Genomic DNA, 25060 nt, shown 5'->3' with positions numbered 1-25060 from the left:
CGGATTCCAGGATGTGGTGCGTTGCCGGAACATCATGTGACGCTGGTGCCATGTCGATCGTGGGGCCTGGGACCGGTTCGCGCGAACGCTGGTCGTCCCATGGTGGTCACGGCTTCGGCTCTCCTGAGCCACCAGTTATCCGGCGGGAAGTGAGACCACGAAGCAGGGGCCGCCTTCGGCAGGAGCCACCACGATCTCACCGCCCGCTGCTCGCGCGATGCGGCGCGCGAGCGGCAGACCCAGCCCGGCACCGTCGTGCCCGCTGCCCGGATCCGCCCGGAATCCCGGTGCGAAGACGGCCCCCCACAAGACGGCCGGAATTCCCGGACCGTCGTCGGCGACGGTGATTTCCACGTTCCGCCCAGGAACGGCCGCGTACTCGATCGCTACACACCGCACCGCGTAGCGACGGGCATTGTCCAGGAGCGGCACCAGGATCCGTTGCAGAAGCGAAGCGGAGATGCCCACGGTGGCCGACTGCCCGCCGATGCAGGCGCGCAGCACAACCGGCGGATCCTGGGGATGGTCTTCGGCGCTGCGGCGCGCGACCTCCCCGATCACCTCGTGCAGCGAACATCGTCCGGACGTCTCGAAGCCGCGGGTGCGCGCTTCGGTGAGCAGCGTTTCGACGATGTCGTGCATGCGGGCGGCGCCGGACGCGATGGCGCGGTGCGCGGTCTCCTGCTCCTCGGTGCCGCGCGGTCTGGCCTGCAGCCATTCGACCTCGGCGGTGAGAGCGGCCAGTGGGGTGCGCAGCTCGTGTGACATCTCTCCGGTCAGCTGCTGCTCGTGCCGGAGCACGGCGGCGAGCCGGTCCAGGAGTCCGTCGAGTGTCCCTGCCAGGTCGGCCAGTTCCGCCGGGCGCCCGGACGGCGCGTCGCGGTGGGAAGGGGTGTGAACGGCCACGGGGTCAGTATTGCCCGGTTTCCGAGGTGTCCCGGACGAGGTCACGCGCGACGGGTTCTGCGGCTCCGGGGTCCGTCTGGTCCTTGCGGGTGAAGGAGAGGAAGGCGACGAGAGCGGAGATCGTCACGAGGAACAGTGCGCTGGTCCCGACCGTCCCCAGGCCGAGGCCGCCCTCGTCACCGGGCTGCGAAAGGTAGTCACCCAGTGAGGCGCCGAGGGGGCGCGTCAGGATGTAGGCGATCCAGAAGGCCACCACCGCGTTCAACCTGATGCCGGTGTGCGCCAGCGCGACAAGAGCGATCAGCGCCCCGAAGACGACCGTCGACACCCAGTAGCCCAGACCGAGCTGCTCCGCGGTGAGATCGCCCGCGGCAGTGCCCAAGGCGAAGGTGAACAGAATGGCCGCCCAGTAGAAGGCCTCGCGCCGCACCGTGACGATGCTGTGGATGGACAGTGTCTTCTCACTCGCGAACCAGATCGCGAAGGTGGCGGCCAGCGCGACGGCGAACAGGACGGCGGTGGTCGCGAGCGGAACCCCGAAGTTGTCCGTGAGATTGTCGGTGACCAGCGTGCCGACCACGCTGATCAGAACGACCGCCATCCAGTAGATCGCGGGCACGTACTTCTTCACCATGAACTGGAAGAACAGTGTGATGATCAGCAGGCCGGCCATGATGTAGGTCGTGTTGGTCAGGCCGAGGTCGAGATTGCTGTTCAGGAAATCCGCTGCCGTCTCGCCCACGGTGGTGCAGAGCACTTTGATGATCCAGAAGTAGACCGTGACTTCCGGCACCTTGTTCAACATCTGGCGGCGCGTGGGCGCGGCTCCGGACCATTCCGTAGTGATCGTCATGGCGCGAGGCTGGCACGACTCACCTGAACAGAACCTGACTGTCCGTCCCAGCCGCCGGCCGGGTTCCGGGCCACGGCAACCCGACCCCGCACACCGTGGGGGTGGCGGGTACGCCGGAGCGGGCCGGCCCCTCGCCGGCACCGGCACAGGGGTCCGGTGCTCACCGGGTAGGTGCGCAGCGGTACAGCTGCAACGGCGCGCCGTCGGTGGCGTCGGTGACCGTGCCGCCGTAGGCGCTGTCCGGGACCCGGGCGCAGGACGTTCGGACCCAGGAAGCGACGCGGGCGGCGGGTGTTGCGGAGGCACCCCGGTGCACCGGGCGGAGCAGTACGTAGCGCAGCCGGCCGGTGGCTACGTACTGCTGGATCTCGCCCGGGGTGGGTGACGGGGCCTGGCCCATGTATCCGCCGATGGGCAGCACGGCGTCGCCGGTGGCCCGGAGGTACGGGGAGGCGATGTTCCAACTGGCGGTCGCCACGAGGTAGTCGGTGCCGCTCCGGTTGGTCTGCAGGTAGCTGAGCAGCCGCCGCCGCGCGCGGGGACCGGGGGCCGCGGTCCGGTCACCCGGGGCGGCGACCGCCGGGGCCCGCAGGCGCGTGCGATCCGCATCGCTGTCGGGACCTACGGTGCCCTTGGCGGACTGGCTGTAGCGGGGCATGACGACCGAGACCGACCATGCCGCAGGGGCCAGGAGAATGGCGGTCAACCCCACCAGGAGCCCTGCCACCGCCGCCCGGTGCCCGACCCGGTGCGGCGGTGCCCCACCGCTCGGGCGGCTCCAGGCCAGCAGTACCAGCGCGGCCACGCAGAGCACCAGAACAGCGAACCCCAGACCGGGCCAGAAGCGCGGCCAGGCGCCGGCCACCACGGTGCCCCACACGGCGGTGCCGCCGATCAGCGCGGACAGCGTCCACGCGCGAGAGCCTCCCGCCTGGTGGGCGCGCCAGCACTGGACGGTGCCGATCCCGGTCAGGGCCGCGAGCGGGGCTGCCACGACCCCCATGTAGTAAGTGTGTCCCGCGACCGTCCCCGCGCTGAAGACGGCGAGGAACGTCGTCAGCCAACCGCCCCAGAGGAGCAGGGCGGCCCGCTGGGGGTCGGTGCGCGGTCTTTGCCGCAGCCACACCAGGCCGCAGCCCACCGTCAGGGCCGCTGCCGGATACAGCCAGCCGGTCTGCGAGGCCAGGGGTGCGCGAACCATCTTGGTCCAGCCGCCCTCGTCGCCCGTGGCAGCGGCCGGCCCGGGTCCGCCTCCTGACGACCCCTTCGCCGCAGGGCCGCTGGGTACGGAGTTGACGCTGCCCGTGTCGGCGGGCGTCAGTCCCAGCTGAGGGAAGCGGTTGAGGAAGTTGTACCCCGCCACCATGCTCACCGGCGAGTTGTTCGTGGTCCCGTCGATGTAGGGCCGGTCGCCTGCGGGTATCAGCGCAACCACCAGGACCCAGGACGCCGACACAGCGAGGGTCACGGCGGCCGCGACAGCCGTCCCGGCCACTCTGCGGCGCAGCGTCGTGGGCGCCGCGATGAGGAAGACGCCCGCCAGGACGGGCCCGAGGGCCCACGCTTCCAGCATCTTCGTCTGGAAGGCGAGCCCTACCCAGACAGCGCTCCAGATGAGCGGGCGCAACCGCGCCGTACCGGCCGCCCGGAACGCCGCGTCGGCGGCGAGCAGCAGCAGGAGCGTGAACGGTGCGTCCTCGACAGCCGAGCGGAACAGTCCGGTCGCCGCTGGGGTGCTCGCGAACGCGGCTGCGGCCACCAGCGCCGCATGGGCTCCGGCCTGCCTGCACACCAGCCGGAACAGCACCAGCACACTCAGCGCGCCCTCGATCACTTGGGGCAACGCCAGCGCCCAGGGATGGAATCCGAAGAGCCGCGCGGAGACCGCCTGCGGCCACAAGAAGCCGGGCAGTTTATCCAGAGTGATGGAGTTGCCGGGCTCGAATGAACCGAAGAAGAACGCCTTCCCGTTCCTGCTCATACTGAGCACGGTGTCGGCGTAGAACGGATGAAACTGACCACGGTCGATGTTCCACCCGTACAACGCGGTAGCGACGGCCGTGATCACCAACAGCAAGGGACGCACGTACGCGGGCTGCCCGGCGGGCGAACGCCATGGGCGGCGGCGGGTAGGGGCGCTGCACGTCACAATGCGGGACGCCTGGGTGACCACAATCGAAACCATGGAGACGATCTTCAGACGAAAACGCCCACCGTGTGGTCTGTTTACGACATCTCGCCTTACGACACCTCGCCGTTCACCGGTCAGTCGGCTCGGCTCTGAGCCATTGGCGCCCCCGAGTGTGCCACGCCCTCCCGCGCCTGCCGAGCAGCCCCGGCGCCTGCTCCTGAGACTCGCACCCCCGGCCCGCGGTTGCGCGAGGCGTTGCTTCGGACCTCCTCTGCCGGAGTGCCGCTTCGCCTTGTCTGGGCCGAGCGGGTGGTGGTTGTGCCGCGCGGCTCGTTGCGCCCCGGAAGCGGTGGTGATCGCTGCTACTTTCGCCAGCCTTCAGAGCACCCGACGAGCACCGGGAGCAGGCAGGCCCGGTGCGACGAGTGGAGGCAGCGTTGACAGGTGCAACGAGCGACCCGGCCAAGCCGGAGGCTTCCCCGTTCAAGCGCAGGAGTTTCGTGGCGGCGGCAGCCCTGGCGGCCGCGCCGTTCTCGACTGGCTCGCCCGGCAGGCCGGACACGTGGGCGAGGACCGCGGCCTCGTCGCCGCTCTCGAACGCGGCGCGCACCGGGTACTGCGCACCGCGGACTGTGCTGTGGTGACGTCGGCCCGCCTGCGCGCCCGGGCCTCGGGAGGCTTCGGGGACTACCTGGTCACGCTTTCGATGTCGGAGGGGGCCGAGGCTGAGTCAGCCGGCTGACGCCTCCCACGCGCACGCCCCGCCTCCCAGAATCTCAGATTTTGGGAGGCGGGGCGTCGTGGTTCGGTGCGGCCTACGCTCAGGCCCGGTGGGAACCGTAGTAACCCTCGACCTGCTGGTGATAGCCCGGGTCACCGGCGTGCTTGTCCTTGTCGAACTCCGGGGAGTCCTTGATCTCGTCCTTGTCGCGGGCTACGTAGATCTTCCGCTCCGCGATGTCGATGGACTGGATCGTCCCCGCCGGGAGCAGGACGTGCTTACCGAAGATCCACACACCGGTGTCGACCACGATGTACGCGGAGCCGACCTCATCGGAGTGCTTGTCGACCTTGCCGATGCTGCCGTTGGTCGCCTCGACCTTGAACCCGGTCAGATCCGTACCGGCCTGGTGACCCGATGCTGCCGGGTATCCCCACATGCTGTCCGTCACAAGAAGCCCTTCCGTCGTCGTGCGGTGTTTCGAGAGATCCCTTCCGGCAATTCGGTGGGAAACCCTCGAAAAAACGCCTGCCCCACAACCTCCGGCAGACACGTACGTCCCCCACCTTGGGACAATGTGCCGCGAATCGCTCGCATTGGACGGCGGTGACACCCCGAAGGCGCGCAGCACGTCAGCGGATCCTTGGAGGCGGGCGGCCCGGTGCCGTGGCGCCCGGACTCTCCAGGCCGTGGAGGAAGTATCGGCCGGAACAGGAGGTGCGGCCGGACGCCGCAGCCATCCCTGGCCGCGCGTGGGCCGCAGCCACGGATGGCTGCGGCCCGGTAGCGCAGTACATCCAGTCAGTGCTTGAAGGCGTCCTTGATGTGCTCGCCGGCCTGCTTCACATCACCCTTGGCCTGATCGGCCTTGCCTTCGGCTTCGAGACGCTCGTTGCCGACCGTCTTGCCGGCAGCTTCCTTGACCTTGCCCTTGGCCTTGTCCGCGGTGTTCTCAGCCTTGTCTTCGGTGCCCATGAGATGTCCTCCAAGATCGGTGCGGATGGTGCTTCTGGCCGCCTACCCCGGTCGGCCACGTCAATACCAGGCGATACCGGGCGCTTGAAGAATCGCCCGGTACTCCGTCGCGCCAGGAAAGACGGGCCGCTCAATGGGCGCAAAATTGTATGACTGAGCGATCCATCCTGGGGTATCCGCTGGTCAGGAGGTCGAAAACCATGGGTCCTTTGCTTCTGGTTCTACTGCTCGCTCTGATTCTGTTCGGCGCCGGTTTCGCGCTGAAGATCCTGTGGTGGGTCGCCGTCGTCGTACTGGTGGTCTGGCTGCTGGGCTTCGTCATGCGCGGCACGGGCGCCTCCGGCAGCCGCGGCCGCTGGTACCGCTGGTAGGCGGCCGCACCGCGTCGCAGGTCATCGTCAGGCCCCGGCCCCGCCGGGGCCTGACGCATGTCCACACGGGCTGGGCCACGCGCGCCGACCCGCGGCGGATCGGGCGGGAGCACGACCGGCAGAGCAGTACTGGAATCCCATACCGTCACCACCGCACGGCGAGTGCTTCCCGCAAGATCCAACAGGGACTGCCTGTGCGTAGCGTGCGGCGTTGGTCAGCGGCTCCGTGACAACGAGCATCACTGCGAGGCGGAACGCTCACTGCCGGTCCTGGTGAAGTCCGCGGCCAGACAGCCGAGAAATTCACCGGCCGACTGCAGGGGGCGGCGCCGAGGCTGCCGGGCTCACCGCCGCGGTTTCCGGCCCGGTACATCAACGCCGAACCGACCATTTCCTCAACGGCCGCCACGGCGGCGGGAGCGTCGGCCTCGGCCAGTGGACCAGATGGACATCAATCCCCGCCCTCGAACAGCATCCTGCGATGCGCCAGCATCTCCCCGGCTACCCCGCTGACCTTCCTACGGTCCACTTGCGGTCTCAGACCACCTGATGCGTGCCCGGGCCTTGGCTTAGCCGGCGGGATCACTGGAACGGTTACGCAGCTGTTCGTTGAGGGCCAGGGCTTCTTCGAGTTGGTCTTCCAGGGCGACGATGCGGCAGGCGGTTTCGATCGCGGTGCCCTGATCGACGAGTTCGCGGGCCCGGGCGGCGATGCGCAGTTGGTAGCGGGAGTAGCGGCGGTGGCCGCCCTCGGACCGCAGCGGGGTGATCAGGCGGGCCTCGCCGATCGCGCGGAGGAACGCGGCGTTGGTGCCGATCATCTCGGCTGCCCGGCCCATGGTGTAGGCGGGGTAGTCCTCGTCGTCGAACCGGTCGGACGGGCTCGGGCCGGCGGGATTCGTAGGGGGCTGGTCGGTCATTACGCCTCTTCGTGTCTGATGGTCATGCGGCCTCCTGGGGAAACGCGTGGAGGGGCCCCGGGAGCCGTACTGGCTTCCGGGGCCCCATGGGGCGGATCAAACACCATCTACTTCTACTACCGGCGTGTGCGTGCCGGTCCTGCCGTATTCGCATCGCCGCGTCGGGGGAACACGGAATGCAGGGATCTTGAATGCCTGACCGGGGACCACCTTCCAATCCGGGGCCTTGCGAGTGCCCACACACACCTGCCGTGCGGGCGATCCTGATGGTGTCGCTCCGAACCTTTCCTACTCGTACCTGAACGATGAAAGCTGCTGACCTGCTGGTACTTCAGATACTGCGGTCCTGCGGTCCTGCGGTCACAATTCAACTGCTACTGCGACCTACTGGTGGCATTCAACGCGCCACCCTCCGGCAGCCAGCCCCGTCGCCCGTCCTACGTCTGCTCTGGCTTGGAACCCCACTGCCGAACCTCCCGGCGCGCGCGTCCGCAGCCGACGCCTTCACCGAGGTGCTGCTCACTGACTTCCACTGCTGGGTGCTGCGAACTGCACTTACGGGTACTACCAACTGCGTTACCTGCGGTCCTGCTCACGGCGGCCCCTGATTGCTGCGGGCCACCCGGTCCGGTCGTCAGTCCCGTCGCCGTCCTGCAACTGCTCTGGCTTCGAAACTCCACCACCGCACCGTCCTGCGAACTGCAACTACGTGGACTGCTGCCCGGCAGTTCATCTCTGCCAGGCCCTACTGTCTCTCTGGGATACGAGAGAAACCATAACCACGCAGCTGCCCAATGTCTACTCCAGCCAACATAGATTTCTTGCTTGTTCGACCACGAGGTATCCGATGACCACGGCATCGCCACGTGCCGCTCCTGCGACGCTTGGCAGTGAGCCGGCGAGTCCGGTGGGAGCCCGACATGCGAACGAGGGACGCCGTCCGGTGCGAGTGGAAGGATGGAACGGCACGCTCAGGAGGCGGACCGAGCCGGTCCTTGCTCGCGGGGGGCGGATTCCTCAACGACCGCGGCCAGCCGCTTGAGCATGGTGCGATGCCGTACTTGGAGGAACGCGTCGACGGCGACATTGTGCAGCGACCCGGCCGCGCCCCGTAGCGGGTGTTCGTCGACGACCACAATGCTGTCTGCACGGCCCCACGGCCGGATCTCCAACGCGATCCTGGCTGTGCCGAGCGGACCGCTGTCCGCTTCCAGTTCCAGGATGTGCGGCGCCTCCGAGCGGCGGACGACGGTGCGGCCACCGCCCTTCCAGGGACCGAGCACCACCTGGTACTTGAGGTCCGCGCCCATAGCGGGCCAGTCGCCCCGGCCGGGCGCGGAGTCGGCGACCCCGACCACCCACTCGTCGTAGCGCGTCGGATCGGCCAGCACGGCCCACACCTGTTGCCGGGAGCGCTCGATCAGTTGCTGCCGTACCGCCATCGGTCCTCCAAGGAAATCCGCCGCCCGTGCGAAGAGGTCGCCAGGCTGGTTCGTTCGCCGGCCCGGCCAAGGAACGGCTACCTGTCGCCGCGCCTGGAAGGGGCGGTTCTTGGGCGGAGGACGGCGGCACACAGGCGAGCAGAGTGGTTTCCACCGCCTACTCCTTCCTCGCCGTCATGACCGCTGACGTACCGCGCACTGCACAGCGCCGAGTGCGGCGTGGTCCGCCCGCAAGCGCAGAGCCAGGCACCATTCCTGTCGCGGTTCGTCCGCATCTTGTCGTTCGACCAGCAGGACGTGCGGCCCCTTGTAACACTGAGTGTGCGGGTGGCTGCCACGATGCGCATCTCCTCAAGCGTCGCGGCTTGGTGGTCGTCGCGCCCCAGCAGGGTGTCCAGGTGGTAGGCGTAAGGCCGGGCGTCGGTCTCAGCCAGTGCACGCAGGTTGCGCCAGCATGATGCCTTGGCCCGCAAGCCCAGCGGCATGGATTCCAGCTCGGGACGTCGCTGAGAGGGGAGCGGGAGGAGAAGTGGCCGTTGGGCTTGAGGCTGCCGGCCTTGTTGCGCCTGCGCGGCTCGCGGTGGCGGCGTAGCCGTCCTCGGCTGGCGCGTGAGTGGGGATGGTTCCGTGGTCGGCGAATGTCCGGGCGGCGCGGGGCCGCGATCGTGAACGGTTCCGGCCCAGGGGCATGCGCTGACCGGACAGGGGGCACGGTGCGGCGCAGTGCGGCCAACGGAAAGCCAGGGGGAATGACCCGTTCACGACAGGGCATGCGCTGGTCAGGAGGTTGATAACCATGGGTCCACTGCTTTTGGTTCTGCTGCTCGCGCTCATTCTGTTCGGTGCAGGCTTCGCCCTGAAGATCCTTTGGTGGGTCGCGGTCGTCGTCCTGGTCGTGTGGCTGCTGGGCTTCGTCATGCGCGGCACACACTCCGGTGGCGGCCGTAACCGCTGGTATCGCTGGTAGCCACCAGGGCACCCGAACACCGTATGGCCTTTGCGGGCCCGGACAACCGTCCGGGCCCGCAGGCATGTCCGCGCCCCCTGCCCATTCCAGAGCGGATACTCCCCGGCCAGGTGGGCCAAGGCTCCGCGGGGGTAGACGCTGGGTGTTGGGGGCGGAGTGGGCGCGCCACCCATGGGCGCATACCTCCAGTACCGCTCCGCCTCCGACACCATGCGAGGGCGCAGAGCGTGGGGCTTCCTCCCGCCGGACTGTCAGTCCGCCGCTTCGTAGCTACCTGGCCCAGGCGTGCAGAAGGCGGGCACGCCGAGGGCGAGCAGCGCGGTGTCGTCGTCGAGTCCGTCGCCGAAGCCGGTGAGCAGCCCGGTCAGCGCGGTGATCAGGGCCTGTGGTCCTGCTGAGGGCTGGGTGGCGGTGAAGGCTTGCAGGGCCTCGTCTCCGTACAGCTCGCGTTGGGGTCCCGTGCGGGCTTCGGGTAGGCCGTCGGTGTAGAGCAGGAGGGTGTCACCGGGGAAGAGCCGGGTGCGGGCGGGTGTGAACTGTGCCTGGGGCAGGACGCCGATGAGCATGCCGCCCGGGGTGGGCAGGTAGTGCGCTGTGCCGTCGGCGCGTTGGATCAGCGCGGAGGGGTGGCCGCCGGAGGCCAGGTGCACGCTGACGTCGTGGTCGCTGCCGGGGCTCAGGACGCCGAATATGGCGGTGCAGTAGCGGGTGTCGCCGCTGGTGTACCGCTCGTGCAGCACGGTGTTGAGGGTGGTCAGTACGGTGACGGGGTCGGGGTCGTGCAGGGCGGCCGCCCGCAGGGTGTAGCGGGTCAGCGAGGTGACCGCGGCAGCCTGGGGGCCTTTGCCGCACACGTCGCCGAGGAAGAACGCCCACCGGTCCGCGCCGAGGGGGAACAGGTCGTAGAAGTCTCCGCCCAAAAGATCCGGAGAGGCCGTGTGGTAGTACGAGACGGCTTCCAGGCCCGGAACCATGGGCAGCTCGGCAGGCAGCAGGCTCTGCTGGAGGACAGCGAGGACTTCCTGGAGTCGTTCACGGTCGGCCTCGGCCTGCCGGCGTGCTTCTTCAGCCGCCTGGCGGGCGCGCAGCAGCTCAGTCTCGTAGGCGCGGCGGTCGCGCGCGTCGAAGATCGTGGTGCGAATCAGCATCGGTTCGCCGTGGTCGCTGGTCTTCACCTTCGAGGTGACGAGCACCGGCATCCGCTGCCCGGTGGCCGTTTTGATGTCCAGGGCGACACCGCCGACCTCGCCCTTCATCTGCAACAGCGGGGCGAAGTGCGTCTCGTGGTAGAGCTTGCCGCCCACGGTGAGCAGATCGGCGAACCGCATGCGGCCTGCCACCTGCCGCCGGGACAGGCCCAGCCACTCCAGCAAGGTGGTGTTGATCTTCACGATGGTGCCGTCCATCAGCGTCGACAGATAGCCGCACGGAGCCTGCTCGTACAGCTCCTCCGCGCTGTCCTCCAGCAGATCGGTGAAGGCCACGTCGGAGGCGTCCACGTCCTGCTCCCCGTCCGGGGCCTGTTCGGTGCGGCGCATCATCAGGCCGTTCTGATGAAGTCGGTGATCGCCTCCGCCGTGGCCTGCGGTGCGCTCAGCTGAGGGCAGTGCCCCGTCGCCTCCAGCGTGACCAGGCGGCTGCCGGGGATCGCGGCATGGACGTAGGCGCCGACCTCGCGCGGGGCGATCACGTCCTGCTGGCATTCCAGCACCAGCGTCGGCACCGTGACCGACTTGAGGTCGTCACGGCTGTCGGACAAGAACGTCGTACGGGCGAAGACCCGGGCCATGTCCGGGTCGGTCGCGCAGAACGAGGTCGTCAGCTCCTGGCCGAGTTCCGGCCGGTCCGCGTTACCCATGATCACTGGGGCCATCGCCGCCGACCAGCCCAGGTAGTTCGAATCCAACGACTCCAGCAGCTCACCGATATCGTCCGCGCTGAACCCGCCCCGGTACCCGTCGTCGTCGATGTAGCAAGGCGACGGAGCCACCATCACCAGACGGGAGAACCGCTGCGGCGCATCGGCCGCCGCGAGCACCCCGACCATGGCACTGACCGAATGCCCCACGAAGATCACATCCCGTAGGTCCAACTCCTCGCAGACATCCAGCACATCACGGGCGTAGCCCTCCAACGAGCTGTAGCGCTGCTCGCTCCAGGCCGAAGGATCCGCACGGCCGGAGCCCACGTAATCGAACAGCACCACCCGGAAGTCCGCGGCCAGCATGGGGACCACCAGACGCCACATGTTCTGGTCGCAGCCGAACCCGTGCGCCAGCAGAACCACCGGTCCGTCCGCACGGCCGGTGACGGCGACATTGTTCCTGCGACGAATATTCATGCCCGCCGAATCCCCATCAGTCGATGCGGGCGACCCCAATAGGCCGCCCCGGCCAGAACCGGCGCCGAAACCGGGGTCGCCGGAATGACTGCGACTTCGGGAGGAATGGCCGTTCGTACGCCTGGGATCCATTCAGAACCTTCCTTGATGCAACATGTATAAAGGACTTCCCGCAGCCGGAGAGCAGCACGAGAAATCGAAAGAACGGGTCGAATTGGATACGAGGGCGGAATCTGACCTGGTGCGGCCGCTGCGGGCAATGAAATGGGCGACGTCAACGACCTGAGATCCAGGACCGCATGCGCGTAGCTCCGCCGTCCGCGGGGGCCGGGCCGGCGTCGTACCACAGGGAAACCCGCTGCGGGAATACCAGCGGGCCCGCGCCCGGATGGATGCGAGCCCCGGCTATGACCCGCGCGCCAGTCAGGCGGGAGCGATGTTCTCGGCCGTCGGGCCTTTCTGGCTCGGCGCGATGTCAAAGGTGACCTTCTGACCTTCGAGCAGCTCACGGAAGCCATGGGCGGCGAGGTTCGAGAAGTGGGCGTATACGTCCGCGCCGCCATCGTCCTGCTCGATGAAGCCGAAACCCTTTGCCGCGTTGAACCATTTCACGGTGCCAGACGCCATGTCATATCTCCTTCGGGGCAGTACGCCGGTCCGCGATGAGCGGAATCCGGGTCGCCGCGATGACGCCCTCTCCGGAACATGACCGGAAATACAAAAACGCTCCCAGCGGCGGAAAATTCCGACGGAGGCGCTGGAAATCTCGGGAATCACGACTGCAACTGCGATCGACAGTAGCATGCCATAGTGGCCGGGGTACGTTAAGAAATTCCGTTCTGCTCATTGCGATAAGAACGCTCCCCGCATGGCACATGAAATCCTTACGTCGCGGTCCCAGATATTGATCCACCCGCAGCGCAATGTTTCAGAAAGAGCGGTTCATCCAAGGGCGGTGGGTACGGCGACTCCGGTGGCACGATGAGATGATCCGCAACGTTCCGCCCGACGCTCACACCAGGCCGATTCGCAGTGGCCATGCGGCGCGAAGCGTTCCTCGAGCAGGTCCATTGACGTGGCAGGTACCACACTCGACGGGAAGCCGAACAGGGTGAACGGACCGTTCTGGCGTTGCTGGGCGCGCACTTGGTGGGCGGCGAGGTCCAAGCCGAGATGGCCGCCCAGCCGATCGATTCTTGGTGTGGCCTGTCAGTCCGCACCAAGAATCGACGGCACGCCTGCGACAAGAGGACCGCGCTGACGGCCCGCGTCAGGCCGCGGTAGTCATCTGCCGCGCCGATGCATGGCAGTAGCGGCGAGCAATATGCAGCCCGTCGGTGATGTTCCGGGTGCCGGTGGAGACACACAGCGTGTAGACGGTGTCCTCCAACCGGCGGCGTTCCTCAGTCGTCGCAGCCCCAGTGGCCTCGCGTGCCCGCAGCTCGTCGTATCGGTCGATCAGCTGCTGCAGCGTGGCGGGGTGAGGCATCAACATGACGGTGTCTCCTTCGGCGCCGAATCTTCGCTCATCAACTGGCTGGGCTCGAGCGGGGGACCCAGGCGCCGTTGCCCGGCCGCTACGTGGGAACCCCAAGCCGGCGGTTCCCATGAGTGCGCATCTCCCGCATCGCTTCTACCCGACTCCCAGGGCAACACACAGCTCACTGAGCTGCGGCCCGCAGCACAGGACTGTAGCCAAGGGGATTCAGATTGTCTATTGCGTTCACGATAGGTTTTCGCGCATCATGAGAATAATCTTGGTCGCGCACGGTGGACGACCCAGGACGCAGGTGCCGCCGGCAAGGGCTGGGGTTCCCACCAGGCCGGCACAAAGTGGCCCGGCGGAGGCCGGGCGCAGAGAGCACGACAGGAGGACAGTCATGACGATCACCACGGCAGCACAGTCCACCATCACCGCTCCTGCTTCGCCCACCGGGGCGCTGCCGTGGATCGAGGATGCGGGCACGGTCGCCCCGGCCGACGCACGGGAGCTGTCGAGGCTGTTCTTCGACCGGTTGCAGTCGCTGGAGGAGGGCACCCGGGAGTACCAGTACGCCCGCAACACCCTCATCGAGCTGAACATCGCCGTGGTCACGTTCGTCGCGCGGCGCTTCCGCAACCGCCCCGAGCCGCGCGAGGACATCATCCAGGTCGGCACGATCGGCCTGATCAAGGCCATCGACCGGTTCGAACTGAGCCGTGAGGTCGAGTTCACGACCTTCGCCATCCCCTACATCTCCGGCGAGATCAAGCGGTTCTTCCGCGACACCAGCTGGGCCGTCCACGTACCGCGACGACTCCAGGAACTGCGGCTCGAGCTCGCGAAGGCCACCGAAACACTGTCCGACCGGCTGGAACGGGACCCGACCACCGCGGAGCTCGCGGCCTTCCTGGAGATCACGCCGGAGGAGGTCACCGAGGGCCTGGTCGCATCGAACGGCTACACCGCCGGAACCCTGGACCTGCCCCTCGGCGGCGACGACAGCGGCGACAACGACAGCATCCTGGCCGACCGCATCGGCGACATCGACCCGGCCATCGAGGGGGTGGAGAACCTCCTCGCCCTCAAGCCGCTGATCGCCGCCCTGCCCGAACGCGACCGCCGGATCCTGAACATGCGCTTCGGCCAGGAAATGACCCAGGCCCAGATCGGCGCCGAACTCGGCGTCAGCCAGATGCACGTCTCCCGGCTCCTCAACCGCACCCTCACCCACCTGCGCAACCACCTGACATCCACGGCCTGAGCGCTGCCGCGGTGCAAAGGAGCGCACGGCGTCCCCCTCGACGTCGCGGGTAGTCGGCGAATGACCAGCATCCTTCCCCCCCGGATGCAGCCGCCCGGTGGCCGGGTCAGAGTAGGGTGCGCCGGTTCCTGCCGGGCAGTGGTCCGAAGCCCTGAAGTGCACTGTGTCCCCGCCGCTGCCGCATCCACGTGTGCCGAGCGCGTCCACTACGGCGCACGCGATCCCCAGCGCCCTACGACCCGCACACCCACCGCAGGCTGTGCGTGGCGCAGGGCCCCCGACGTCGAGGAGTACTGATGCCGGACACGACCTACCCAGCGGCCGCGACGCCGACCGAGGGCTCGCCGGCGGACGGTGCGCCCGCTGCCGGGTTCACGCCCCAAGCTGCCCGGCAGGAGACGGCGCAGGGCTTCTCGCGGCTTGTCGAGTCGCTCGCGACCGGGGACCTCGAATTTCCGCTGCCCGGGTCGGGACGTACCGGTGACCGCTTCGCCGCCCTGCGCTCCGTCGCCGAGCGGGACCTGTGCCTGGCACGGCTGGCCGAGGGGCACGCGGACGCGCTGGCGATCCTCGCGGAGCTGGGCGGCCCGGCGCCCGGTCCGGCCGAGCGGTGGGGCGTGTGGGCCGCGGAGCCGCCGGGCGGGGGCGTGACCGCTACCCGGGTGGGCGACGGGTGGGAGCTCAACGGGCTCAAGCAGTACTGCTCCGGAGCGCACAGCTGTACGCACGCACTGGTGACCGCCACGGCCGAGGACGGCCGCCGGCTCTTCGCGGTGGAAGTGCGCGCCCCCTTCTGCAGCCCGGTCGAGGACTCGTGGCAGGCCATCGGTATGGCCGGCAGCGACACCCCTGATGTGAGGTTCCAGGCCGTCCCCGCGGTGGCGGTCGGGAAGCCCGGGGAGTATCTGACGCGGCCGGGCTTCCAGCACGGCGGCATCGGCGTGGCCGCCTGCTGGTACGGCGGCGCCCGCGCGGTGGCCGCGACCTTGCGCCGGACAGCGGCTGGGCGCGGGCCGGATCCGCACACCGACGCCCACCTAGGGCACATCGACATGCAGTTGCACGCCGCACAGGCCGTGCTGGAGCGGGCCGCGGCCGAGATCGACCAGGACCCGCTGGATCTCGCGGGCGGGGCAAGGGTGCGCAGCCTGCGGGTACGGGCCGTGGTCGAGGCGGTCTGCACCGGGGTGCTGACCCGGGTGGGCCGGGCCACCGGAGCCGGGCCGCTCTGCCACGACGTGCGCCATGCCCGGAACGTCGCCGACCTCACCGTGTACATCCGCCAGCACCATGCCGAGCGGAACCTGGCCGAACTCGGTGCGCTCGTCGCGCGCCCGGAGGAGTCCCGATGACGTCCCCCGGTGGACAGGCGGCCGCGAACGCGATCGACGCGCCGGGGACGGATGAGGCCCTGTGGCGGGCTTGGCCCGGTCTGCGCTCCCTGCCTGCGGCCGCTCTGCCGGTCCGGGGCCGGGTCGTGATCGTGGCCGCCCATCCGGATGACGAGGTGCTGGGATTCGGCGGTTCGATCAGCCTGCTGGCCGCGGCAGGGGTGGAGTTGACGGTGGTGTCCGTCACCGACGGGGAGCGGTCGCATCCGGGCAGCCGGGTCGTCGACCCGGTCTCTTTGGCCGCGATTCGGGCCACCGAGACCAGGGCCGCGCTCGATGAGCTGGGAGCCGATCGGGCCCGGGTGATCCGGCTGGGCGTACCCGACACCGACGTGGCCGGCCATGAGGTACCGCTGGCCGCGAAGCTCACCGGGCTCCTGCGCGGGGCGGCGCTGTGCGTGGCGCCCTGGACCGGCGACCTGCACGCCGACCACGAGGCGGCCGGGCGGGCGGCCCTGCGGGCGGCTGACGCGGCGGGTGTGCCGTGTCTGCTGTATCCGGTGTGGATGTGGCACTGGGCCCGGCCGGACGATCCGCGGGTGCCGTGGGAGAGCGGCGCCCGCATCGGCCTGCCCCCGGCGGCGCTGGCCCGCAAGGCGTCCGCCGTGGAGCGGTTCGCCAGCCAGATCCGTCCCCTGGGACCCGCCCCCGAGGACGCGGCCATCCTGCCGCCGGAGGAGACGGCCCACCATCTGCGCGACCTGGAGGTCGTCTTCCGTTGAGTACCGCCGCTTCCTACTTCGATGACATGTACCGCGGCTCCCGCGACCCGTGGAGTCTGGCGAGCCGCTGGTACGAGCAGCGCAAGTACGACCTCACGGTGGCTGCCCTCCCGGAGCCCCGGTACCGTTCGGCCTTCGAACCTGCCTGCTCCGTCGGCGAGTTGACGGCCAGGCTGGCCGAGCGGTGCGACGCGCTGCTGGCGTGCGACCGGGTCGGGAGCGCGGTGGCCTCCGCCGCGCGGCGGACCGCCCACCTGCCCCAGGTGGCCGTCCGGCAGCTGACCCTCCCCGACCAGTGGCCCGACGGAACCTTCGACCTGATCGTTCTGTCGGAACTCCTCTACTACTTCGACACCCCTGACCTGACGTGGCTGCTGGACCGGGCGGTGGAGTCGCTGGAGCCGGGCGGAACACTGGTCACGGTCCACTGGAACCATCCGGTGGAGGAACACCTGCGGACCGGTGACGACCTGGCCCTGATCCTGTCCGGCATCCCGGAGTTGGCGCTCCTGGCCGACCACCGGGAGGACGACTTCGTCCTGCAGGTCTTCTGCCGCGCACAGGCCGATGGCTCCCGTCCGGCCTCACCCGCCGCACGGGAGGGCCTGGTGTGAAGGTCACCGCGATCGGCGTCGTCGTCCCGGCGCACAACGAGCAGGTGCTGTTGCCCCGCGCCCTCAACGCGCTGGAGGTGGCCCGCCGCCACCCGGCTCTCGCCGGTGTGCGGATCGTGACCGTGGTGGCGGCCGACAGCTGCCGGGACGACACGGCGGCGCTGGCCCGCCGGGCGGGTGCGGAAGTCGTCGAGCTCAGCGGCCGCAGCCCCGGCGCGGCCCGTGCCGCGGGGGTCGCCCACGCGCTGGCCGTGCTCAGGACGCCTGCCGCGGAGACGTGGATCGCGACGACCGACGCGGACAGCGCCGTTCCGCCCGACTGGCTGGCGCGGCAGGCCGAGTACGCGGGTGCCGGTTGGGAGGCGGTGGTCGGCACCGTACGGGTGGAGAACTGGCCGCCGCACGCCGCCGGGGTCGCCGCCCGGTTCGAGGAGTTGTACGAGGCCTCCCGGCCGGCAGCCGGGCTGCACTGGGAACATCCGCACGTCCACGGCGCCAACCTGGGCGTCGCCGCCGGGACCTATCTGCGCATCGGGGGATTCCCGCCGCTGACCGTGGGCGAGGACCGGGGCCTCGTCGCGGCTCTCGAACGCGGTGCCCACCGGGTACTGCGCACGGCGGACTGCGCGGTGGTGACGTCGGCCCGCCTGCGCGCCCGGGCCAGGGGCGGCTTCGGGGACTATCTGATCGGGCTCACGAGATCGGCGGAAGCGGAGGCGGAAGCCGGAACGGCCGGCTGACCCGCCACGCAGCCGATGGGCCGGTGGGTCAGGCCGCGTCGAGTTCGGGGAAGGCGACCTCGTCGAGCACCAGGTTGATCGCCACCGCCACCGGAACCGCCACCAGCGCGCCGATGATCCCGAGCAGCGCGCCCCCGGCCAGCACGGCCACCACCGTGACGACCGGGTGGACGTCGACCGCGAAGCGCATCGCGCGCGGCATGATCAGGTAGTCCTCCAACAGGCGGAAGGCGATGTAGAAGCCCGCGGTCGCCGCCGCGACCGGCCAGGAGACCGACAGCGCGACCAGGCTCACCACGGCTCCGGCGATCGTCGAACCCACCATCGGGATCATGTCCATCAGCGCGGTGAAGATGCCCAGCGCCGCCGCGTAGGGCACGCCCATCGGCGCGCACCACGCGAACGTCGCCACTCCCGCGATCGCGGAGGTGACCACGTTGCCGAGCATGAACCTGCCGATGCGCACCAGGATCTCCTCGGTGATCTGCTGTGTTCGGGCCCGGCGGCTGCCGGGGACCAGCTGGTAGGCGAAGCGTTTGATGGCGGGCATGCTCACCATGAAGTACACGGTCAGCGTCACCACGACGACCGTGGCCGTGATCGCGCTCACGACGTACAGCCCCGCGCCCAGCAGTCCGCCGAACACGCTGGAGCCACCCGATCCGATCTGCGTCCTGGCCTTGTCGGTGAGGTGGTACCGGTCCTCGAGGCGTCCCAGCGTCGAGTGGTGGTCGTGCAGTTGCTGCAACCAGCCCGGTACGGCGTGTACCAGGGCGTTGGCCTCGGTGACCACCGGCGGGATCACCACCGCGAGGAGCCCCGCGACCAGGATGAAGAACCCGGCGATCACGATCAGGACCGCGCGACCCCGGCGAGTCCCCCGTCCCACCAGCCATCCCACCAACGGCTCCAGGCTGACGGCGATCAGGAACGCCAGAAGTACCAGGAGCAGCACCTGACTGGCCCGGAGCACCGCCTGCGCGACCTGCCAGGCCAGGAACGCCCCCAGCGTGAAGGTGAACCCGGCCACGAACCACGACCGGCGGCGCATCCCGCGCACGCTCAGCGAAGCGGGCCCCGTGCGAGCCACGTCCGCCGGTATCCCGGCGGGGTCTTCCGCGGGCCCGATGGTCGACGACAGGATGTGTTCCTCCGCTTTCTGCGCCCCCGCACGGCATGCCGTCACCGCGCGGGGATCCCGGCGGCTCGGCGGCGACCGCCGGAGAGGCACAGCGGTCACCCGGCCGGGTTCCCCCTCCGGACCGATCCAGCCCTGCGGACGCACGGCAGTTGAGCCGTGCGCCCGTGCGGATTGCCGACGCCGGGGGCTCGCCGGCGCGCCGGTGCGGCTACAGCCGGTTCGGGTCGCCCAGCGCGCTGTCGTCGAGCCGGGTCAACAAGTCGTCCGGGCCGTCGTAGACCTGCTCGGCTCCCGCGTCCAGGAGTTCCTGACGGGAGATCCCGCCGGAGAGGACCCCGAGGCAGCGGACCCCCGCCCGCTGTGCGGCCTGGGCGTCCCAGACCGCATCGCCCACGAAGACGGCCCGGTCGGCCGCCACCCCGGCGCGCTGCAAGGCCACCTGCACGAGATCGGGCGACGGCTTGCTGGCGTCCACGTCATCGGCCTTGGTACTCGCGTCGATCGCGTCGTCCGCGTCCAGGGCCTTCTTCATGACGTCGAACTCCCTGCCCGAGGCGGAGCTGGCCAGGACCACAGCCCAGCCTCGTTCCGCGCAGGCGCGCAGCAGCTCGGCCGCGCCTTTCAGCGGAGTCAGCCGCGACCAGTACTGGGCGTAGAGCGCGTCGTGCGCCGCACGCAGCCCGTCGTCCTCGTCGTGGTCCCGTCCGTCGCCGAGCAAGCGGTCGAGCAGGTGGTCGGAACCCATGCCGATCGAGCGGTGGATCGACGCCATGGGCACCTGGTGCCCCTTCTGCCGAAAGGCCTCCCACCACGCCACGGTGTGCAGGTAGACCGAGTCCATCAACGTGCCGTCCACGTCGAAGAGCACGGCACCGCCCGCCTGCTGCGCATCCACGAGCACCTCCGTTGTCCGTGAGCCGGGCGACTCTGCCGACGTCCCATCTCGTGTACCCGCGGCCCGCTCCCGCAGTCACAGCGGGAACGCCAGGCCACCCGGACAGTGGAACCGGGCGCCTGCCCGGTCGATGCCAGGACTTCCGCCCTGGTGAGGTGATGACCAAAGCCCGATCTGGGACCTCTCCGGCATGGCAGCCGTACTGGGCCGCCGTCCCCTGCCGAGTGGATTGCGCCATGACGACCGCGATGGAGATGTTCCCAAGGAACGCCGAGAACGAGGCTGCCCGGGCGGGAGGTCTGCCGGCGGGGTCAGCGAGGTGGCCAGCCTCACGCGCGGCCCGGCTTCACTTGCAGTAAGGCACCGCGGCGAGGTTCTGCACGTAACGCGCCGCCACCCAGCCCGGCTTGCCGGCGCCGAGCCTGTACCAGAGCTTGTTGCCGTCCACGTTCTGGCCGGCCTTCTTGCACTGCAGGGCCACGACGGCGCCCTGCGACAACAAGTTGAGGCGCTTGGAGGTGGTGTTCGCGTCCTGGTGCACCCACAGACCGCCGTTGGCGACCACCTTGCCGCGCGGCTCCGCCGCCTTGGTGACGACGTGGCTGGAGTGGGCAACGGTGGTAGCGGTGGCGGGCGTTGCCGCCGCAGCCCCACCGGCGCCCGCAAGAATGCCCGTTCCGGCGAGGGCGGTGACCACACCGGCGGTGGCAACACGACGCATGACAGATGAATACATTATGTTCCCTTTCGTTCCCCTTGGGATGTACACCCTGTATGACGGCCGATCATAGGTATTGGTTGCCCACACCCGCGCGACTCGCCCAAGATCACCCGCTTGGGCCGGATCCGGGCACCTACCGTCCCGTCACCCTGCCCCACGACCTCGCCGCGAACGCCATGCTGCGGCCGCCTCGCCCGCCCCACCAGCATGTGCTCGGGGACGGGCTGTGGCAGCGGGTGCTTCGTCTGGCAGCACTGGTCACCGTTGCGAGCCTCGCGGCGGCCGCATGGGTCCGGCACTCCGGACAGCCCGTGGCAGACCACCCTGTTTCTCGCTCTGCTGATCGCCCAGCTCGGCGTCGTACTCGGTCTGCGCGAGCGGCTGTTCACCCGGGAGAACCCCTTCCTGCCCGCGGCTGTTCTGGCCTCGGTCGCCCTGGGTGCTGCGGCGCTGTACCTGCCGTTCCTACAGACTGTGCTGCAGACCTCACCGCCGTCCTGGTCCGGTCTCACGGCCGCCGTGGCCGCCGGCCTTGCCGGCTTGTGTGCCGCCCGCGTCGAGAACCGGTCCGCACGGATCGGTTCTCGACGCGGGCGGCGGTGACGGCGGAGCGGAGAGCACATCGATGGGGCAATGGGGAACTCCGGCGAGTTGACAGACCTCGTGGCGGCCGGCCGGGATCGCTGATGGGAAACCCCGGTTCGACCGACTGCGGGCCGACCTGCGGGTACAGGCGTTCTTGACCGGAGCCGGTCCCGCGGTGATCGGTGCGATCGCCGGGTCCGCGATCCCGCTGGCTCTCGCGATGCAACACGTGTGGCAGTTCGGCGTACTCGCCACCGCAGCCATCTGATTGCTGACCGGGCGCCGGAGTGTGGTCACTGCCCTGCTGGGGGCAGGGGTGCTGGGGGTGGCCTTGGCACTGGCCGGCTGGCCAGTGACCTGACAGCCCCTAATGACGGCCGGTCAGCAGTTCGGTCCTTCTGCGCCGCACCCGTGCTCAATGGTGCGTGTGGTGCGGCTGCCGGGGCCGGGCCAAGACCACATCCGGGATCCGACGGATCTGCGACCAACGCGTGTGCCGGGCGGACAGACGGTCCACGAACGCCTCGGCGGCGAGGGTCGCAACCAGCACCAGCACCATTGCGGCGCACAGCAGGCACACGAAAAGCTTCCAGAAGTCCGCGGTCAGGGTCGTATACACGGCGGTCATCTCCTCACAGCTGATCGTCAACAAGAGCTTCTGCCCTCAGACTCCCCCCGTCGCGAGCCCTCCGCCCGGGGCCGGAAGGGTCATTCGGGGCCCGTACGGCCGGTCATGTGTGGGCCGTACGGCCCCTGATGCGGTACAGCAGGGAACAGGATCCTGGAATCGCACCCGACAGTCCGTGAACGTTCGACGCGAGAAGGAAGCGATGAGTGCGAAGCTGGAACGGCGCCACGGATGGCTGCCGCCGCTGCCGGAACTGTTCGACTGGATCGAAGCCGGCATTCGCGCCGTTCCGGGCATGCGGAACGTGCCCGGACTGCACGGCATCCGCATCGAGCAGCAGCTGGCCGATGGCACGTACGTCGTGAAGGCCGAGCTGCCCGGAATCGACCCGGACCAGGACGTTGAGATCAGCATCGACGGTGATGTGCTGACGATTCGCGCCGAGCGCGCGGAAAAGACCGAGGCCAAGCACCACTCGGAGTTCCGTTACGGCACGTTCGCCCGCTCCGTCCGGCTGCCCGCGAGCGCCCGGGCGGACGAGACCACGGCCGACTACAAGGACGGCGTCCTGACCGTGAACGTCCCGGTCGCAGAGCCGAAGACGGGGGCGCGCACCATCAAGGTGCAGCGCGCCGACGCGTGAGAACCCAGTGATTCCTAGGCACGGCCGGAACAAGGGACGACGGCCGCCCCGAACGCGCGACTCCGGTCCGCGGTCGGGGCGGCCGCACGCTCCCAGAGATACCCGTCCCACGCCAGGATCCGCAGGCGGCGACCATCCACCAGAGCAGGGGGACTTGCGTGCCCGGGTGGCCGAGGCCGGCAGGCACTTGCTGCCGGGGCTTGTCGTGCTGTCCGGCTACCGGCGGGCCTGGCTGCGCGGCGACCTGTTGGCAGGGGCGACCGCAGCGGCTTACCTGATTCCTCAGGTGATGGCGTATGCGGGGCTGGCAGGACTGCCACCGGTCGCCGGCCTGTGGGCCATCGTGCTGCCGCTGTTGCTCTACGCGCTGCTGGGCTCCTCCCGCAAACTGTCGGTCGGGCCGGAGTCCACCACCGCACTGATGACCGCCACCGTCATCGGACCGCTCGCCGCCGGGGACCCGGCCCGGTACGCGGTTCTGTCCGCCGCTCTCGCGGTCGCGGTCGGGCTGCTCTGCCTCGTCGCCTGGGCGGCGCGGTTGGGCTTCGTCGCCGATCTGCTGTCCCGGCCGGTTCTCGTCGGCTACATGGCGGGCGTGGCCCTGATCATGATCGTGGACCAGCTGCCCCGGCTGACCGGCGTGCCCGTGCACGGGACGGAGTTCTTCCCACAGCTGTTCTTCTTCGCCCGGCACCTTCCGCAGGCCCATCTGGTCACGCTGGCCTTCACCGGAGTAGCCCTCGTCTTCCTCTTCGCAGTGCAGAGGTACTTCCGCCGCCTACCAGGGCCGCTGCTCCTCGTCGTCCTGGGAACCGCCGTTGTCGCCGCCTTCGGGCTGGAGCACCACGGAATCACCGTCATCGGCGCCATCCCCTCGGGGTTGCCCCGGCCCGCACTGCCGGACCCGGGCGATCTGCCACAGCTGATGCTGCCCGCGCTCGGCGTCCTGCTGGTCGGCTACACGGACGTCATCCTCACCGCCCGGGCCTTCGCGACCCACGATGGCGGTCACCGGCTCGACGCCAACCAGGAGCTGCTGGCACTGGGCGCCGCGAACCTCGGCGCCGGAGCCCTGCACGGCTTCCCGGTGAGCAGCAGCGCCAGCCGTACGGCGCTCGCCGACGCGGCGGGCAGTCGCACGCAGGCGTACTCTCTCGTGGCGCTCGGGGCCGTGCTCGCCGTGCTGCTCGTCGCGAGCCCGCTGCTGGCCCACATCCCGGGGGCCGTGCTGGGCGCCATCGTCGTCTATGCCGCTCTGCGGCTGATCGACCTGCCCGGTTTCCGGCGGCTGGCCGCGTTCCGCCGCAGAGAGCTGTTGCTGGCACTCGGCTGCCTCGTCGGCGTTCTGACCCTGGGCATCCTCTACGGCGTGCTGGTCGCCGTCGGCCTCTCCGTCGCCGAGATGCTGGCCCGGGTGGCCCGTCCGCACGACGCGATCGAGGGGCGGGTCCCAGGGATGGCCGGGATGCATGATGTCGACGACTATCCGCAGGCTCGTACGATCACCGGGCTGATCGTCTACCGCTACGACTCACCACTCTTCTTCGCCAACGCCGAGAACTTCCGCCGCCGCGCTCTGTCCGCCGTCGACGAACGCCCAGGGCCGGTGGCCTGGTTCGTCCTCAACGCGGAAGCCAATGTCGAGGTCGACATCACCGCACTGGACGCGGTCGAGTCCCTGCGGAAGGAACTCGGCCGGCGCGGCATCGTGTTCGCTCTGGCCCGCGTGAAGCAAGAACTGCGCGATGACCTGGACGCATACGGGCTGACCGAGGCGATCGGCCCGGAAAGGATCTTCGCCACGTTGCCCACTGCCGTGGCGGCCTATGAGGACTGGCTCGCGAAGCACCGCCCGGCAAGCGCTCCTTGAGAAGGAGCACTACGGGCAGCGGGAGTTTTGCGGCAGGGTTGTCAGGAGGCCGCTCCGACCACTCCGCGGACCAGCGCCGTTGGATCGTGCGCGCCCTCGAGGACCGGCGGGGAGGCCTTGGCAAGAGTGAGTGACGCCACCTGGCGACCGCACATGAGCGCGGAGACCCGCTGTCTCCGGCGTCACCAGATTCACTCATCCGTCGATCATGTCCGAGCGGCGCCGTAGCGGATCGGAGCGCCAACGCCACCGTCGCCGGGTTCCCTGCACGGTCTCGTCGCCTCAGTGCCGTGCCGCGTTTCCTCATCGACCCGGTCCTGTCACCGGCGGCGTGCGTCAGACCGGAACGAACGCCACCGGGCTCTCCGCGAACTCGGCGACCGCGTGTCCCACCGGGCCGAGCCCGTCCGGTCCGCGTCCCAACACGACCAGTCCCGCGTGCGCGGACGCGCGGACTGCGGTGCAGCTCAACCCCCGCAGGCTCGGCCGGTGCCCTGAAAGTGCGAGGGCCGGCGAGCGCCCCCGGTTACACGCCGCGGACAGCCCGGCAGCCGCAGGGTGCCAGCAGTACCCACAGCCCGGAGGACAGGCGGGCGGAGACGGTGTGCTCGGACTGTCCCAGGATCGTGGAGGTCCGGGCGCAGGATCGGTCCCCCAAGAGGTCGAGGGCGAGCTCGATCCGGTCCACGGGAGACGCGTCCTGAGGACAGCTGTGGTGGGATGTGGAACCGGTGTCATG

At 69.4% G+C, this 25060-nt stretch carries 26 protein-coding genes and 1 pseudogene; 11 read left to right on the top strand and 16 right to left on the bottom strand.

What is annotated here, in order from left to right; translation table 11 throughout:
• Positions 1–135: 135 nt before the first annotated feature.
• The 5 genes from LNW72_RS32970 to LNW72_RS32950 all read right to left on the bottom strand — a co-directional run bounded on the left by LNW72_RS32970 (position 136) and on the right by LNW72_RS32950 (position 5586).
• Positions 136–906: a HAMP domain-containing sensor histidine kinase gene (locus tag LNW72_RS32970; RefSeq protein ID WP_250978706.1), complete on the bottom strand. Its 771-nt coding sequence runs from the start codon at positions 904–906 to the stop codon at positions 136–138.
• Positions 907–910: 4 nt separating this feature from the next.
• On the bottom strand, positions 911–1759 hold the full coding sequence (locus LNW72_RS32965; RefSeq protein WP_250978705.1) for a hypothetical protein: 849 nt from the start codon (positions 1757–1759) through the stop codon (positions 911–913).
• 160 nt (positions 1760–1919) lie between these two features.
• Positions 1920–3740, bottom strand: coding sequence for a glycosyltransferase family 39 protein (locus LNW72_RS41340; protein WP_285369851.1), 1821 nt, complete (start codon positions 3738–3740; stop codon positions 1920–1922).
• Between the two features lie 971 nt (positions 3741–4711).
• Positions 4712–5062: a PRC-barrel domain-containing protein gene (locus LNW72_RS32955; RefSeq protein WP_250978704.1), complete on the bottom strand. Its 351-nt coding sequence runs from the start codon at positions 5060–5062 to the stop codon at positions 4712–4714.
• A gap of 350 nt (positions 5063–5412) precedes the next feature.
• Positions 5413–5586: a CsbD family protein gene (locus LNW72_RS32950; RefSeq protein ID WP_250978703.1), complete on the bottom strand. Its 174-nt coding sequence runs from the start codon at positions 5584–5586 to the stop codon at positions 5413–5415.
• 200 nt (positions 5587–5786) lie between these two features.
• Between LNW72_RS32950 and LNW72_RS32945 the strand changes: the two genes are divergently transcribed.
• The gene (locus LNW72_RS32945; RefSeq protein WP_138355290.1) at positions 5787–5957 is read left to right on the top strand and encodes a hydrophobic protein; all 171 of its coding nucleotides are present in this window, start codon (positions 5787–5789) and stop codon (positions 5955–5957) included.
• A 569-nt stretch (positions 5958–6526) separates the two neighbouring features.
• Here the strand turns inward: LNW72_RS32945 and LNW72_RS32940 are convergent.
• Together LNW72_RS32940 and LNW72_RS32935 are read right to left on the bottom strand one after the other, a co-directional pair.
• Positions 6527–6877 carry a MerR family transcriptional regulator gene (locus tag LNW72_RS32940; RefSeq protein WP_250978702.1) on the bottom strand — a complete coding sequence of 117 codons (351 nt, stop codon included), beginning with the start codon at positions 6875–6877 and terminating at the stop codon, positions 6527–6529.
• A gap of 971 nt (positions 6878–7848) precedes the next feature.
• On the bottom strand, positions 7849–8319 hold the full coding sequence (locus LNW72_RS32935; RefSeq protein WP_250978701.1) for an SRPBCC family protein: 471 nt from the start codon (positions 8317–8319) through the stop codon (positions 7849–7851).
• Positions 8320–9115: 796 nt separating this feature from the next.
• Between LNW72_RS32935 and LNW72_RS32930 the strand changes: the two genes are divergently transcribed.
• On the top strand, positions 9116–9286 hold the full coding sequence (locus tag LNW72_RS32930) for a hydrophobic protein (RefSeq protein ID WP_250978700.1): 171 nt from the start codon (positions 9116–9118) through the stop codon (positions 9284–9286).
• A gap of 251 nt (positions 9287–9537) precedes the next feature.
• Here the strand turns inward: LNW72_RS32930 and LNW72_RS32925 are convergent, their stop codons facing one another.
• From LNW72_RS32925 to LNW72_RS32915, 3 genes are all read right to left on the bottom strand, one after another.
• A complete protein-coding gene (locus LNW72_RS32925) occupies positions 9538–10827 on the bottom strand; it encodes a SpoIIE family protein phosphatase (protein WP_250978699.1) in 1290 nt (429 codons plus the stop codon).
• Positions 10827–11627 carry an alpha/beta fold hydrolase gene (locus LNW72_RS32920; protein ID WP_250978698.1) on the bottom strand — a complete coding sequence of 267 codons (801 nt, stop codon included), beginning with the start codon at positions 11625–11627 and terminating at the stop codon, positions 10827–10829. Before LNW72_RS32920 ends, LNW72_RS32925 begins: the two co-directional genes overlap by 1 nt.
• Positions 11628–12050: 423 nt before the next feature.
• Positions 12051–12254, bottom strand: a complete 204-nt coding sequence (locus LNW72_RS32915; RefSeq protein ID WP_250978697.1) for a cold-shock protein — start codon at positions 12252–12254, stop codon at positions 12051–12053.
• A gap of 411 nt (positions 12255–12665) precedes the next feature.
• On the opposite strand from LNW72_RS32915, the pseudogene LNW72_RS32910 reads away from it, so the two are divergent.
• Positions 12666–12812, top strand: a pseudogene (locus tag LNW72_RS32910) (DUF2267 domain-containing protein); the annotation flags it as partial.
• Positions 12813–12897: 85 nt separating this feature from the next.
• Here the strand turns inward: LNW72_RS32910 and LNW72_RS32905 are convergent.
• Positions 12898–13122, bottom strand: a complete 225-nt coding sequence (locus tag LNW72_RS32905) for a DUF5133 domain-containing protein (RefSeq protein ID WP_250978696.1) — start codon at positions 13120–13122, stop codon at positions 12898–12900.
• Positions 13123–13507: 385 nt separating this feature from the next.
• On the opposite strand from LNW72_RS32905, the gene LNW72_RS32900 reads away from it, so the two are divergent.
• The 5 genes from LNW72_RS32900 to LNW72_RS32880 all read left to right on the top strand — a co-directional run bounded on the left by LNW72_RS32900 (position 13508) and on the right by LNW72_RS32880 (position 17838).
• Complete coding sequence (locus LNW72_RS32900; RefSeq protein ID WP_250978695.1) at positions 13508–14371, top strand: RNA polymerase sigma factor SigF; 864 nt, start codon at positions 13508–13510, stop codon at positions 14369–14371.
• Between the two features lie 296 nt (positions 14372–14667).
• On the top strand, positions 14668–15723 hold the full coding sequence (locus LNW72_RS32895; RefSeq protein WP_250978694.1) for an acyl-CoA dehydrogenase: 1056 nt from the start codon (positions 14668–14670) through the stop codon (positions 15721–15723).
• Positions 15720–16484 carry a PIG-L deacetylase family protein gene (locus tag LNW72_RS32890; protein ID WP_250978693.1) on the top strand — a complete coding sequence of 255 codons (765 nt, stop codon included), beginning with the start codon at positions 15720–15722 and terminating at the stop codon, positions 16482–16484. The genes LNW72_RS32895 and LNW72_RS32890 overlap by 4 nt, the downstream gene beginning before the upstream one ends.
• Entirely contained in the window at positions 16481–17098 is a 618-nt protein-coding gene (locus LNW72_RS32885; protein ID WP_250978692.1) for a trans-aconitate 2-methyltransferase, read from the top strand. Before LNW72_RS32890 ends, LNW72_RS32885 begins: the two co-directional genes overlap by 4 nt.
• Entirely contained in the window at positions 17095–17838 is a 744-nt protein-coding gene (locus tag LNW72_RS32880; RefSeq protein WP_250978691.1) for a glycosyltransferase, read from the top strand. The genes LNW72_RS32885 and LNW72_RS32880 overlap by 4 nt, the downstream gene beginning before the upstream one ends.
• Before the next feature lie 28 nt (positions 17839–17866).
• On the opposite strand, the gene LNW72_RS32875 is transcribed toward LNW72_RS32880, so the two are convergent.
• From LNW72_RS32875 to LNW72_RS32865, 3 genes are all read right to left on the bottom strand, one after another.
• Positions 17867–18889 carry an AI-2E family transporter gene (locus LNW72_RS32875; RefSeq protein ID WP_250978690.1) on the bottom strand — a complete coding sequence of 341 codons (1023 nt, stop codon included), beginning with the start codon at positions 18887–18889 and terminating at the stop codon, positions 17867–17869.
• Positions 18890–19187: 298 nt separating this feature from the next.
• On the bottom strand, positions 19188–19874 hold the full coding sequence (locus tag LNW72_RS32870) for an HAD family hydrolase (RefSeq protein ID WP_308402063.1): 687 nt from the start codon (positions 19872–19874) through the stop codon (positions 19188–19190).
• Positions 19875–20220: 346 nt separating this feature from the next.
• Positions 20221–20595, bottom strand: a complete 375-nt coding sequence (locus LNW72_RS32865; protein WP_250978689.1) for an SH3 domain-containing protein — start codon at positions 20593–20595, stop codon at positions 20221–20223.
• A gap of 264 nt (positions 20596–20859) precedes the next feature.
• Here LNW72_RS32865 and LNW72_RS32860 point away from each other — a divergent pair, with 264 nt between their 5' ends.
• Complete coding sequence (locus LNW72_RS32860; RefSeq protein ID WP_250978688.1) at positions 20860–21198, top strand: cation-translocating P-type ATPase C-terminal domain-containing protein; 339 nt, start codon at positions 20860–20862, stop codon at positions 21196–21198.
• A gap of 397 nt (positions 21199–21595) precedes the next feature.
• Here LNW72_RS32860 and LNW72_RS32855 read toward each other — a convergent pair whose 3' ends face one another.
• Positions 21596–21799, bottom strand: coding sequence for a hypothetical protein (locus LNW72_RS32855; protein WP_250978687.1), 204 nt, complete (start codon positions 21797–21799; stop codon positions 21596–21598).
• A gap of 211 nt (positions 21800–22010) precedes the next feature.
• On the opposite strand from LNW72_RS32855, the gene LNW72_RS32850 reads away from it, so the two are divergent.
• Positions 22011–22451 carry an Hsp20/alpha crystallin family protein gene (locus LNW72_RS32850; protein WP_250978686.1) on the top strand — a complete coding sequence of 147 codons (441 nt, stop codon included), beginning with the start codon at positions 22011–22013 and terminating at the stop codon, positions 22449–22451.
• Between the two features lie 154 nt (positions 22452–22605).
• Entirely contained in the window at positions 22606–24321 is a 1716-nt protein-coding gene (locus tag LNW72_RS32845) for a sulfate permease (RefSeq protein WP_250978685.1), read from the top strand.
• Between the two features lie 336 nt (positions 24322–24657).
• Here the strand turns inward: LNW72_RS32845 and LNW72_RS41335 are convergent, their stop codons facing one another.
• Positions 24658–24792 (bottom strand): hypothetical protein, encoded by a 135-nt coding sequence (locus LNW72_RS41335; RefSeq protein ID WP_285369850.1) that lies wholly within the window; start codon positions 24790–24792, stop codon positions 24658–24660.
• Between the last annotated feature and the right edge of the window lie 268 nt (positions 24793–25060).

Source organism: Streptomyces sp. RKAG293, from assembly GCF_023701745.1.
In the GTDB taxonomy this organism is placed as follows: domain Bacteria; phylum Actinomycetota; class Actinomycetes; order Streptomycetales; family Streptomycetaceae; genus Actinacidiphila.
Note: the sequence above shows the minus strand (reverse complement) of the source record. Positions and strands in the feature narration are given on the sequence as shown.

Coding starts and splice junctions, on each gene's coding strand:
- LNW72_RS41340 (WP_285369851.1), bottom strand. CDS start 3,740: ATGAGCAGGAACGGGAAGGCGTTCTTCTTCGGTTCATTCGAGCCCGGC.
- LNW72_RS32940 (WP_250978702.1), bottom strand. CDS start 6,877: ATGACCGACCAGCCCCCTACGAATCCCGCCGGCCCGAGCCCGTCCGAC.
- LNW72_RS32900 (WP_250978695.1), top strand. CDS start 13,508: ATGACGATCACCACGGCAGCACAGTCCACCATCACCGCTCCTGCTTCG.
- LNW72_RS32905 (WP_250978696.1), bottom strand. CDS start 13,122: ATGTTGATGCCTCACCCCGCCACGCTGCAGCAGCTGATCGACCGATAC.
- LNW72_RS32920 (WP_250978698.1), bottom strand. CDS start 11,627: ATGAATATTCGTCGCAGGAACAATGTCGCCGTCACCGGCCGTGCGGAC.
- LNW72_RS32935 (WP_250978701.1), bottom strand. CDS start 8,319: ATGGCGGTACGGCAGCAACTGATCGAGCGCTCCCGGCAACAGGTGTGG.
- LNW72_RS32965 (WP_250978705.1), bottom strand. CDS start 1,759: ATGACGATCACTACGGAATGGTCCGGAGCCGCGCCCACGCGCCGCCAG.
- LNW72_RS32865 (WP_250978689.1), bottom strand. CDS start 20,595: ATGCGTCGTGTTGCCACCGCCGGTGTGGTCACCGCCCTCGCCGGAACG.
- LNW72_RS32890 (WP_250978693.1), top strand. CDS start 15,720: ATGACGTCCCCCGGTGGACAGGCGGCCGCGAACGCGATCGACGCGCCG.
- LNW72_RS32925 (WP_250978699.1), bottom strand. CDS start 10,827: ATGATGCGCCGCACCGAACAGGCCCCGGACGGGGAGCAGGACGTGGAC.
- LNW72_RS32950 (WP_250978703.1), bottom strand. CDS start 5,586: ATGGGCACCGAAGACAAGGCTGAGAACACCGCGGACAAGGCCAAGGGC.
- LNW72_RS32850 (WP_250978686.1), top strand. CDS start 22,011: ATGAGTGCGAAGCTGGAACGGCGCCACGGATGGCTGCCGCCGCTGCCG.
- LNW72_RS32915 (WP_250978697.1), bottom strand. CDS start 12,254: ATGGCGTCTGGCACCGTGAAATGGTTCAACGCGGCAAAGGGTTTCGGC.
- LNW72_RS32895 (WP_250978694.1), top strand. CDS start 14,668: ATGCCGGACACGACCTACCCAGCGGCCGCGACGCCGACCGAGGGCTCG.
- LNW72_RS32945 (WP_138355290.1), top strand. CDS start 5,787: ATGGGTCCTTTGCTTCTGGTTCTACTGCTCGCTCTGATTCTGTTCGGC.
- LNW72_RS32875 (WP_250978690.1), bottom strand. CDS start 18,889: ATGCGCCGCCGGTCGTGGTTCGTGGCCGGGTTCACCTTCACGCTGGGG.
- LNW72_RS32930 (WP_250978700.1), top strand. CDS start 9,116: ATGGGTCCACTGCTTTTGGTTCTGCTGCTCGCGCTCATTCTGTTCGGT.